This is a genomic window from Glaciimonas soli, from assembly GCF_009497155.1.
GTDB classification, from domain to species: domain Bacteria; phylum Pseudomonadota; class Gammaproteobacteria; order Burkholderiales; family Burkholderiaceae_D; genus Glaciimonas; species Glaciimonas soli.
Window position 1 is genome coordinate 284490 of record NZ_WINI01000008.1, and the last position, 12252, is coordinate 296741.

At 48.3% G+C, this 12252-nt stretch carries 8 protein-coding genes; 4 read left to right on the plus strand and 4 right to left on the minus strand.

From position 1 onward, the window contains the following. The first annotated feature begins 31 nt into the window (after positions 1 to 31). Positions 32 to 799: an AAA family ATPase gene (locus GEV47_RS16700; RefSeq protein ID WP_153235906.1), complete on the plus strand. Its 768-nt coding sequence runs from the start codon at positions 32 to 34 to the stop codon at positions 797 to 799. Further along, the gene (gene pyrC, locus GEV47_RS16705) at positions 792 to 1847 is read left to right on the plus strand and encodes a dihydroorotase (RefSeq protein WP_153235907.1); all 1056 of its coding nucleotides are present in this window, start codon (positions 792 to 794) and stop codon (positions 1845 to 1847) included. The genes GEV47_RS16700 and pyrC overlap by 8 nt, the downstream gene beginning before the upstream one ends. 56 nt (positions 1848 to 1903) lie before the next feature. Here pyrC and pstS read toward each other — a convergent pair whose 3' ends face one another. From pstS to GEV47_RS16725, 4 genes are all read right to left on the minus strand, one after another. Further along, positions 1904 to 2905, minus strand: coding sequence for a phosphate ABC transporter substrate-binding protein PstS (gene pstS, locus GEV47_RS16710; protein WP_194270691.1), 1002 nt, complete (start codon positions 2903 to 2905; stop codon positions 1904 to 1906). A gap of 345 nt (positions 2906 to 3250) precedes the next feature. After that, a complete protein-coding gene (locus GEV47_RS16715) occupies positions 3251 to 4945 on the minus strand; it encodes a long-chain fatty acid--CoA ligase (RefSeq protein ID WP_153235909.1) in 1695 nt (564 codons plus the stop codon). A gap of 97 nt (positions 4946 to 5042) precedes the next feature. Next, on the minus strand, positions 5043 to 7616 hold the full coding sequence (locus GEV47_RS16720) for an alpha/beta fold hydrolase (protein ID WP_153235910.1): 2574 nt from the start codon (positions 7614 to 7616) through the stop codon (positions 5043 to 5045). Positions 7617 to 7658: 42 nt separating this feature from the next. Next, on the minus strand, positions 7659 to 9740 hold the full coding sequence (locus GEV47_RS16725) for a molybdopterin-containing oxidoreductase family protein (RefSeq protein WP_153235911.1): 2082 nt from the start codon (positions 9738 to 9740) through the stop codon (positions 7659 to 7661). A gap of 279 nt (positions 9741 to 10019) precedes the next feature. Here GEV47_RS16725 and GEV47_RS16730 point away from each other — a divergent pair, with 279 nt between their 5' ends. Continuing rightward, positions 10020 to 11213 carry a M20 aminoacylase family protein gene (locus tag GEV47_RS16730; RefSeq protein WP_153235912.1) on the plus strand — a complete coding sequence of 398 codons (1194 nt, stop codon included), beginning with the start codon at positions 10020 to 10022 and terminating at the stop codon, positions 11211 to 11213. Between the two features lie 168 nt (positions 11214 to 11381). Next, positions 11382 to 11939 (plus strand): acyloxyacyl hydrolase, encoded by a 558-nt coding sequence (locus GEV47_RS16735; protein WP_153235913.1) that lies wholly within the window; start codon positions 11382 to 11384, stop codon positions 11937 to 11939. Positions 11940 to 12252: the final 313 nt, after the last annotated feature.

Below are 12252 nucleotides of genomic sequence, written 5' to 3' on the forward strand. Positions count from 1 at the left end.
GGCTTTTTTCATTGCTGTAAAATAGCGCACCATGCTTGCTGCCAAACCCTATTTACGCTCATTACAATTCAATCCGGAAAAAACGATTGATTTTGACACCTATCCGTTTAGTATCCCGGCAGTACGTGAATTGGAGCAAATAGATTTTCATGCTGACGTGACATTTTTAGTAGGGGAAAACGGCGCTGGAAAATCGACATTGCTAGAAGCAATCGCGGTAGCTTGGGGCTTCAATGCTGAAGGTGGCAATCAAAATAATGCCTTTTCAACAGCGAATGCCCATTCTGATTTGCATAGTTATTTACGTACCGTTAAGAGTTATAGACGGCCTAAGACAGGTTATTTTTTGCGGGCCGAAAGTTTTTTTAATGTTGCCACCAGCATTGCCGAGCTTGACGCAATTCCTGGCGCTGGACCAAAGATCGGCCCGTCATACGGTGATAAAGCGCTACATGAGCAATCGCATGGCGAGTCTTTCCTGGCGTTGTTGCAAAATAAATTCCGGCCCGATGGCATCTACATGTTGGATGAGCCGGAAGCTGCACTGTCACCTAATCGACAATTGGCAGCGCTGACAATTATTCATCGTCTGGTGCAGCGTCAGTGTCAGTTTATTATCGCTACGCATTCGCCTATCTTGCTTGCTTACCCAGACGCGAAAATTTATGTATTAGATCATACTGGGCTGACCGAAACACACTATAAAGATACTGAGCATTACGCCGTGACGCGCGACTTTCTGAATAATCCGGAAGGCATACTAAGACACCTTTTTGCAGAAGAAAACGAAGATGACTAACACTATAAACACCACCATCAATTCCATCACCATCACCCGTCCCGACGATTGGCATTTACATGTGCGCGATGGCGTTGCACTGGCCAGCGTATTACCCGATAGCGCACGTCAGTTTGGCCGCGCAATCATTATGCCGAATCTGAAGCCGCCAGTTACTACCACTGAGCAAGCCGCGGCTTATCGTCAGCGCATTTTGGCAGCACTGCCATCGGGATCAACCTTTGAGCCATTGATGACTTTGTACTTGACCAACAACACGCCGCCAGATGAAATTCGTCGCGCTAAAGATAGCGGTTTCGTGCATGCTGTGAAGTTGTACCCTGCCGGTGCAACCACGAACTCTGATGCTGGCGTGAGTGATTTGAGCAAGTGCTATAAAACACTAGAAGTGATGCAAGAGCTCGGCATGCCATTTTTAGTACATGGTGAAGTGACGGATCCAAGTGTGGATATCTTCGATCGCGAAGCAGTATTCATTGACCGCGTGATGCAGCCGCTGCGTCGTGATATCCCGGAATTAAAAGTGGTGTTTGAACACATCACCACCAAACAAGCCGCGCAATATGTCGCCACTGCAGAAGGTCCGATTGCAGCAACAGTCACCGCCCATCATTTACTGTACAACCGCAATGAAATCTTCAAAGGCGGGATACGTCCTCATTATTATTGCTTGCCAATCTTGAAGCGCGAAGAGCACCGCTTGGCATTAGTACAAGCAGCCACTTCTGGCAATGCACGTTTTTTCCTTGGCACCGACTCTGCACCACATGCTAAAGGCTTGAAAGAGCACGCGTGTGGATGTGCTGGTTGCTACACCGCGTTGCATGCGATGGAACTGTACACGGAGGCTTTTGATCAGGCCGACGCGCTTGATAAGTTGGAAGCATTCGCCAGTGTGAATGGGCCGGCGTTTTATAACTTGCCGCGCAATCAGACTACCATCACATTGGAACGCGAAACCTGGACGATTCCGGCAGAGCTGCCGATGGGTGATGCCACTATCGTACCGTTGAATGGCGGCGAGACAATTAACTGGAAGTTAGTATAAAAACGTAGGTCGGAAAAGCATCGTGCCTTCCGACCTGCATATGACGCGTATTGCGCTTAATTCAAACCTATCTCTACATGCAGTTTGTTCCCATGCGTATCCACCACGCTTCCAATTTCATGCACTACGCGGGCTTGTACTAAATCGGGCAAGCGAATGAAATCCAGGCTATCGGCGATCAAATCGCCATTCATGAACGCCCAGGTAAAGAACTGCAGCACTGAAGCGGTGCGCTCAGGTTGACTAGTTACTCGCGGCACATAGATATACGTGCTGCCAGTAATCGGCCAACTACCCGCACCAGCTTTGTCGGTCAACATCTCTTCGAACTGTCCGGTTTTAGTCCAGCCACTGTTGGCCAATGCAACGCGGAACGATGCTGCATTCGGTTTGACGTACAAGCCATCATGATTTTTGAGCTGCACGTAGTTCAAGCTGTTTTCGATAATATAGGCATATTCAGTGTAACCAATCGAACCCGGCGTTTTCTTCAAAACGTCCACCATGCCGCTTGATCCTTTGGCTGCCACGACATTCGCTGGCCAGGCGATGGTGAAATTAGTGCCGAATTTTTGTTTCCATTCCGGGCTGACGCGACTCAAATAATCGCTGAATGTAAATGTCGTACCTGAACCATCAGAACGCACCAACGGCACAACTGTCAGATTCGGCAGATGCAATTGAGGATTTTCTTTCTCAATCAGCGCATCATTCCATTTCGTAATTTTGCCGCTATAAATACCCACCAGGATTTCTGCTGAGAGACGCAACTCACCAACCCGCACACCCGGCAAATTGACAAAAGGGACAACTCCAGAAATCACTGTAGGAAATGCCAACATGTTAATTTTTTTCAACTCTTCCAACGACATCGGCGCATCACTGGCGGCAAAGTCGACCGAGTTTTCTTTCATTTTCTTTATCCCTGCCGACGAACCGACAGATTGATATTCCACTTTATTGCCTATCTTGCCAGTGTAAGCGGCTTTCCATTTGATATAAAGCGGTGCAGCCGCAGTCGAACCGGCACCAGTGATATCGCTGGCGGCGAAAGACACAGGGGCACTTGCACATAAGAAACAAGTCAGTAGAAGAGCGATAGATTTCATCTTATTTATTGAGTGTGAAATGTTAATGTCTGAATGAGAAGTAGAACCAAGTCGTCTCACATAACTGTTCAGACAGTCACGACGCAGACAGTACCTTAGTACGATAATGCGACGACAACGACGTATGCAGTTATGCGGGATTACCTACCTTGCGCTGCATCATACCGCAGCACTAATTGCAGTCAAGAAATAATCAAATGCTTGTTTTTGCTGTGAATAAAAAACAACCCTGAATCAATCAATGCTGATTCAGGGTTGTTTTATGTTAGAGACTTCCGTCAGAAATGCACTTGCTTAGATAGTGACTTTTAGCTCAACTTTCTTCTCATCTCGCAATTCGCGACGCAAAATTTTACCTACGTTAGTCTTAGGAAGCTCGCTCCGAAACTCGATATATTTGGGCCGTTTGTAGCCGGTCAATTGCTCACGGCAATAAGCCATCAGCTGCTCGGACGTTAATGTCGGATCTTTGCGCACCACAAAAATCTTCACCACTTCGCCGGCATGTTCGTCTGGAACACCAACACAAGCGCATTCCAATACGCCAGGATGCTCAGCCACCACCGCTTCGATTTCATTCGGATAGACATTAAATCCAGAAACCAAAATCATGTCTTTCTTGCGATCGACAATCTTGGTGTAACCGCGCTCATCCATGAAACCGATGTCACCCGTTTTAAAGAAGCCATCTGCAGTCATCACTTTGGCAGTCTCGTCCGGACGATTCCAATATCCCATCATTACCTGTGGGCCGCGGATGGCAATTTCACCGGACTGACCAAGCGGAACTGGCTGGCCATCATCATCGAGTATCACAATTTCTGTCGATGGCAACGGCAAACCTATCGTGCCAGTTGCTTCAGTAATGGTGACTGGATTGGCGCTTGCAATCGGAGAAGTTTCTGATAAACCGTAACCTTCAATGATTGGGCATCCAACCACCTGCTTCCATTTGTCTGCCACCACTTTTTGTACCGCCATACCGCCACCGACGCATATGCGATAAGTAGAAAAATCGAGCTTGGCAAAATCAGGGTGATTTAACAACGCGTTGAACAATGTATTTACAGCGGGGAAACTGTTAATGCGATACTTCGACATTTCCTTAATCAAGCCAGAAATGTCACGCGGATTAGGGATCAGTACATTCAATGCACCCTCACGCATACCCAATAGGCAACTGACCGTCAATGCGAAAATGTGATACAGCGGCAAAGCACAAGCAAACACCAGTTGGTCAGCATTTTCCCCCGTAGTCATACCGGGTGATAACCATGCCTCTGCTTGTATTACATTCGCGACGACATTGTGATGTGACAGCGTCGCGCCCTTCGAGACTCCCGTTGTGCCGCCTGTGTATTGCAAAAAGGCGACGTCGCTTGAATTAATCGTTACCGGTTGCAACGTCAACCCGGCTCCTTCGGAGATAACGCGGTTGAATTGCACGCTACCTGGCAAAGAAAAAGCCGGTACCATTTTCTTGAAACGACGGACCACCAGATTCACCAACCAACCTTTGGCTCCCATCAAATCGCCCATACTGGCGACGACGATGTGCTTGACCTTGGTATCGGCGACAACTTGCTGTAGCGTCGTTGCGAAATTTTCAAGGATGAAAATTGCTTCTGCGCCGGAGTCATTTAATTGATGCACTAACTCACGCGGCGTATAGAGGGGATTGACGTTCACAACGATATAACCGGCGCGCAAAATGGCGGCAATCGCCACCGGATATTGCAGCACGTTCGGCATCATGACGGCGACACGCGCACCTTTTTGCAAGCCTTTGCTCTGCAGCCAGGCACCGACTTTTCTGGAGATTTGATCCAGCTCGGTATAGGTCAAATTTTTGCCCATGCATGCAAATGCGTTACGGCTTGCATGCTTCTGAAATGCCTCCTCCAACAAATGCACCAGTGAGCGATACTGATTGCTATCAATCTCTGCAGCGACACCTTCGGGATACGATTTAAGCCAGAATTTATCCATGTTTATTTGTCTATGTCTGTTGTGTTTATTTATTGTCGTTCCCGATGCAAGAAGACTATAGTAGTCTGATCACATCAAAAAAGCACGAGCGTATTTTTTATTCTATCGCGATGCTATCGGGCAAAGCACTTGCATGCAAGCGTTTTGATGCATATTTGAGTAACTCTTCGGCATCTGTTCGCATATTGCGATGCAACATAATACGTGCGCGCAAATGAATCACGCCTTCTTCATCTGGCGCCCACTTCACCTCGGCCAGCGCTACCGCTGGATGTTCAAAAAAGACATCTTCAATTTGGCGAGGAAACACTCTTATGCCTCCGCGTATCAGCATGTTGTCTTTACGATCAATGATCGAAACAAAGCCTTCTTCATCCATACTAGCAACATCACCAGTTGCCAACCAGCCATCATGCAATCGCTGGTCGCTCGCCGTACGAGAGCGCAATAAGCGACCGTTGTCATCATACCCGGCAAAAACCTGTGGGCCGCGTACCCATAACTCACCCAGCCCATCTGGGGCCACTATTGCATTCGTGTCGAGATCGACGATTTTTACTTCCGTATCTGATAACGGTAAACCAACCATACCCGATTGCTGCCACTGTTGCCGCACCGACCAAGATAGCAACGGCATAGCTAATACAGCAGGCGATGCTTCTGCCAGACCATATGCCTCCACCAATCGTCCGCGTGTGATTTTTTCGAATTCTTCCCGTATCTCCAACGGTAGTGGCGAACCACTCACCGCGCACACGCGAATCGAAGCCAATCCATACTGCCTTACGCCGGGACTATAGGCGATCCGTCGCACCATCTGCGGCGTTGTCGGGAAATATGTCGGTCGCATTTTTTTTATGCTCTTTAACAACGGCTCCAACGTCGCATTATGCATGTGTGGCAATAAAATCAAGGTGGCACCAAGATATACGCCCAAGTGTAATAAGCCGGTTAAGCCGTAGGCGGTTGATAACGGTTGTTGCGCCAAAAAGCGCTCGTCACCGGGACGCGATTCCGGCAACCAATGACGTAGCTGCAATGCATTGGCAGCGAGATTTTGATGTGACAACGGCACCGGTAACGGCGTGCCGGTCGCCCCAAAGGTATAGACGATCACGGCGACGTCTTCGACATGCTGTGAAACATCTGGCGGAAAATTCCGACCACTCCCGAGTATCTGATTAAATCGTGAATAGCGTTTGTGATATTGACTGTCTTGCAGCAGCCAAGGTAAACCGTGACCATCTTGCAGATGATGTAGCAAACCGAATCTGCATTTCTCGCGCCATCCCATATAGTCAATCAGCGCTGCAAAAACCACTCGCCGTAAGCCCGCGGCTCTGACATCAGTACGCAAATCCTGTTTCAACTCTTGATAGCGGTTGGACGCGACGATCAGCATCACCGCTTGCGCCTCTTCTATCCGTGTCAATAAATCTTCTTTGCTGGTTGCGGCATCTGTCATCACCGCAATCGCACCGGCTTTGAGCACACCAAAATACGCGATCATCGTTTGCGGCATATTCGGCAATGCCAGCATCACGCGCTCTCCCGGTTTAATTCGCATGCGAATCAGGCCATGAGCAAAGCGATTGGCTTGTTGATCCAACTCTCTCCAACTCAGTTTTGCGCCGTAATAAGATAACGCGGTTGTCTTGGCGAAGCGTCTGGCAGTGGCTTCCAGCAAGCGTGGCAATGACAGTGTCGGCATCTTGATGTGATACGGCGTACGAGGATCGTAATGCTTTAGCCAGGGACGCTCTAGCTCCAATTGCTTGCGTGCCGCACGCAGTTCTTTTTGTCGTTCAATTTTGATCGCATTACGCTGCGCTATTTGCTCGACTGAATCTGACAAGTTCAACAAAAAACGTTCTATCGCACGATTCACAGCATCCGGTCGCTCCACCATCACTTGATGTGCTGATACGGGAATCACGATTTCTTCGGCATCAGGAATAAGGCGCGCGACTTCTTTATATGCCGGCTGATCAAATAAAATATCGCGCTGTCCCAGAATAACCAAAGTCGGTGTTTGAATCGCACGCAAATACGCCGTGCCATCCCAAGAACTCAAAGCATTTTTATTTTGCAGAAAAACCACATGCGATAAAGGATAAACATGTGCGGCTTTTACGCCGACATAAGGCGCCAATTTTGCCAGCCACGCCATCAACAGCGGCGGCGTTTTCATTAAAGCACGCGCCAAAGGTCGCAAGCGGAATCGCACTGCTGAGGCAATGATAATCAACGCAGAAACGCGCTCAGGAAATTGTTTGATGAAATAAGAGGCCAGTGCTCCACCGAAAGAATGGCAAACCAAAATGAATTGCTGCGGCACCTGTAATTGCGCTAATGCGGCGGCGATGTCATCGACCAATTCGGGAACACTGTACTGCGCGCCATCGGCTTCAGTTGGCGCATCGCTATAGCCATGGCCACGCAGATCCAAGGCGATGACACGATAATCTTGTTGAAATTGTTCGAGCTGATATTCCCAGTAAGCGGCACGACCGCCAAAGCCGTGCAGAAAAACCATCGTGGGCTGCTGGTCTTGCGTCGTTCGCGCAAACTGCGGGCCGGCATCCAATACACTCATCTCTAACGCTTTTCCGTTCGCCACACGGTTTTCCAATTTGAGAGTACTACGATGCAGGTCAGCGTTGAATGTCATTGAGCACTTATGTTGATTGTAGGTGAACTGATATGACGCAGATTATTGAGATATCGCTTCCACCTCGACCAGCACATCATAAAACGTCGGCGCCCGTCCCATATCGGTTAAGCGCTGGCTGGTCAGTTCGTTGACGTTTTTACCGTCATGGGCAAATTTTTTCCACCAGATCGACAAACCAACCACCAAGCCCTCTCTTGCCTTATCGGTGACTCGCGCTTTGACGGTGAACGTTCCGCGATCATTGAACACGCGCACCATTGTGCCATGCACTATATGACGTGCAGCGGCATCATTAGGATGAATATCAAGATGCGGCTCGCCTTCGGTGGCGCGTAAACTTTGCACATTCACGAAAGTAGAATTGAGAAAATTGCGTGCTGGCGGTGAAATCATCGCCAGCGGATATTTTGTAGCCAGCTCTGGATTACTTGCGCGAGATTCATATGGTGCAATGTAAGTTGGCAACGGGTCCAAACCATCAGCTTGCATACGGTCGCTGAAAAACTCGCACTTGCCTGATGGCGTAGGGAATCCACCGTTAGCAAAAGGGGCATCTGGCATATTCAATTTTTGCCAGCCCTTCTGTTTCAATGCATCCCAATCGAAATGAATTGCACGTTCATGGCGTTGATCAAATGCTTGTGCAGCAATCGTATCGTCGCTCTCTTTCAAGCAGATATCATCAAATCCCAAACGCTGCGCTAACAAGCGAAATATTTCTGTATTCGGCTTGGCTTCACCCAGCGGAGCAATCGCAGGATTATTTGCCATCATGTACAAATGCCCGTAGGCCGAGTGGACGTCTGTGTGCTCCAATTGCGTGGTGGCTGGCAAGAGAATATCGGCATAGTCTGCGGTATCAGTTTGGAAATGCTCTAGCACCACAGTGAATAAATCTTCTCGCGCAAAACCCTGGGCGACGACGCCAGACTCCGGTGCAACAGCAACCGGATTGGCGTTATACACGATCAGTGCTTCAATTTTTGGGCCAAACGACGGTGATGTTTCACGCAATAAATCATCGCCTATCGTGCTCATGTTAATAGTGCGTGTAAGTTTATTTTTGAGTAAATCTGAGCGTTCAATCGCTGTCGTATTAACTGGGAAACTCCCGGAACTGGTCAGTTGCACACCGCCAGCGGCGTTGCGCCATGCGCCAACTAAAGCCGGTAAACAGGCAATATTACGCACTGCCATGCCACCGCCATGCACGCGCTGCAATCCATAATTGGCGCGAATCGCGACGCCGTCTCCGGCGCGAGCAACAGCACCGTATTCACATGCCAACTGGACGACTTCATCTTCGCTAATTCCGCAAACTTCGGCAACTCTGGCAGGCGGCCATTCTTGTGCACGCTGTTTCAACTGATCAAAGCCCAACGTATGTTGTGCGATGTAGTCATGATCTAATAAATCCTCTTCGATCAAGACGTTCATCATCCCAAGCGCTAACGCCGCATCTGTGCCGGGTAACAAAGCGATATGCTGATGGCATTTATCGGCAGTCAATGAGCGATAAGGATCAATCGCAATCAATTTGGCACCGCGTCGTTTTGCCTCCTGAATACGAGTCCATAAATGCAAATTGGAAGCAATCGGATTGCCACCCCAAATCAAAATCAGCTTGGCGTTTTGGAACTGCTCGATGTCAGTTCCGATGCCTGCACCTATTGTATATTTATAGCCCGCAGCACCAGCTGAAGCGCAAATGGTGCGATCCAATAATGACGCACCTAGTCGATGAAAGAAACGCATGGGCGCATTACTCTGCACTCGCCCCATGGTACCGGCGTAACTGTAAGGCAGAATTGCTTGTGGATCACGCGCTGCAATGTCACTTAAACGCGCTGCGATAGTCGTTAATGCTTCGTCCCAGGTGATCCTTTCGAACTTCCCTTCGCCCTTGGCCCCGACACGTTTTAGCGGATGTAATAAACGATCTTTGTGATAAGTACGTTCGGTGTAACGCGCCACCTTAGTACAAAGTACGCCTGCAGTTGTGGGGTGTTCGGGATCGCCATGCACTGCAGTTGCAACGCCATCTTGCACAGTCACCAACAAGGCGCAAGTATCGGGGCAGTCGTGCGGGCAAGTGGCACGGACAATGGAAGTGCTGGTCATGGTGATCCTGATAACTAGAACAATATAAAGAAAATAACGCAATCAAATAGGCCACTACTTTAACAAATCTTGGCAACCAGCATATAGTTAACTCATACCCAGAAAGCGCTTTTATGCCCTTAGCGCCAACACGAATCGTGCCGCTAGAGGTAATATAATCAATTGTCTGCCTCGCAAACTATCTGAGTGATCAACATTATCTGCCGCTGCACCATCCCCGAAGATAAAGTGAATTTCCGCTAATTTTGCGAGGTTGATAACCTATTTCTGGAGTACATAATGAATTTGATCGAGCCTATTATTCAGTTTCACGCTGAAATTCAAGCGATACGACGTGACTTACACGCCCATCCAGAGCTCTGTTATGAAGAACAATGGACTTCTGATCTGGTCGCAAAAAAACTCACGGAATGGAATATCCCCATCATTCGAGGCTTAGGCAAAACCGGTGTAGTTGGCATTATCAAAAATGGCAACAGTGGGCGGGCTATCGGTTTGCGCGCCGATATGGATGCGCTGCCGATGCAAGAATTAAATACCTTTACGCATGCTTCGCAGAACCAAGGGAAAATGCACGCGTGTGGGCACGATGGGCATACCGCTATGCTACTTGGTGCAGCACATTATTTATCACAGCATCGTCACTTTGACGGTACGGTCTATGTCATCTTCCAACCTGCGGAAGAAGGCGGCGCCGGTGCGCAGCGGATGATAGATGACGGCCTCTTTGAACAATGTCCTATGGAAGCTGTATTTGGCATGCATAACTGGCCCGGTATGCCGACGGGACTGTTTGGTGTCACACCAGGACCAATGATGGCCTCAAGTAATGAGTTCGAAGTTACGATCAAAGGAAAAGGCTCGCACGCTGCACAACCGCATAATAGTATTGATCCTGTTGTGGTCGCGGTACAAATCGCCCAAAGCTGGCAAACTATTGTTGCTCGTAATATCGATCCCAACGATCCAGCAGTACTGTCGATTACGCAAATCCATACTGGCAGCGCGACCAACGTCATTCCCGATGAAGCAACTCTAATCGGTACAGTGCGTACTTTTTCAATCGATGTCTTAGATTTGATTGAGCAGCGCATGTTTGAAATTGCACAGCACACGGCAGCTGCCTTTAATGCGCAAGTCGATTTCCGATTCCATCGGAATTATCCGCCGCTCATCAACCATCCAAAAGAAACTGCTTTCGCAGTTGAAGTCATGCAGGCAATGTCCGGTGCTGATAATGTCCACGCAACGATTAAACCGACCATGGGCGCCGAGGATTTTGCCTTTATGCTGCAACATAAGCCTGGCTGCTATGTGTTCCTCGGTAATGGGACAGGTGCACATCGTGATGTTGGTCACGGACTCGGTCCATGCAACTTACATAATGCCAGTTATGATTTTAATGACGAATTGCTGCCAATTGGCGCCAGTTACTGGGTGAATTTGGCAGAGGCCTATTTACGTGCTGCTTAATTCTTAATTCAGCATAATCTCAGCAAGATTTTTGATTTTGACTTATTCTTTTGAGTTATTCATTTTGTTATAGATCTACTGCAGATTAATTACTTAATTGCACGAATTCAGCTGAAATTACACTTAATTGTGTCTATTAGTTATATTTTCTAGGAATTGAAAGCTTGTATGCAAAAAAAACAAACTGCTTTAAAACTTCTTGCGGTCGTTGGCCTGTTAAGCGGATTTCAAATGGCTCACGCTTTGGATTTGACGCCAGACTCAGCTTCATTAGAACTGGGAACAGGAAATAAAAGCCAACTTGTTCGCGCAGCGACCCAATGGGATTGGGGCACCAAATGGTGGCAGTCAAACGGTACGCATATTGGTGGTTATTGGGATTTAAGTTTGGCCGAGTTCCGTCAAAATAAATATCAAAACATTGAAGATCAAACCAAAAATTTCACTGATATTGGGTTCACACCTGTATTTCGCTTTCAGAAAGACGATAAAAAAGGTTTATACGCCGAAGCCGGTGTTGGTGTGCATTTGATGTCGCACCTGTACGATAACAATGGTCGCCGCTTTTCGACGGCCTTCGAGTTCGGTGACCATGTTGGCTTTGGCTATGTCTTTAATAACGGCCTAGACCTTGGATTAAGAGTACAACACTTCTCCAATGGCAGCATTAAAGAGCCGAACAATGGGGCGAATTTTGCAGTATTGCGTACCGCGTATCGTTTCTAATTTGAGTGATAGTCTATGTAGTGAAGAAGCCAGCCTAATCAGCTGGCTTTTTTATTGCCCATAACTACGGGTGCAGGAGAAATGGGAACCGGAAATGCGAAGAGCGCAGGGCTCTGCATCGCGCCAGCGGTAGGTTTATGGTCAGCCGCACAGCATCTGTCAGCGCGTTGATCGGTTGATCGCGCTGTTGGCATCAGCGCAGCCTGAGGTTGCTTCACAAGCGGCCTGGCCAATCGCTCGCACAAACCGGTTTTACAAAGCAAAAACCCCACCCTCGGTTAAGAGGATGGGGTTTTCTGGGTAATAAGCCTGA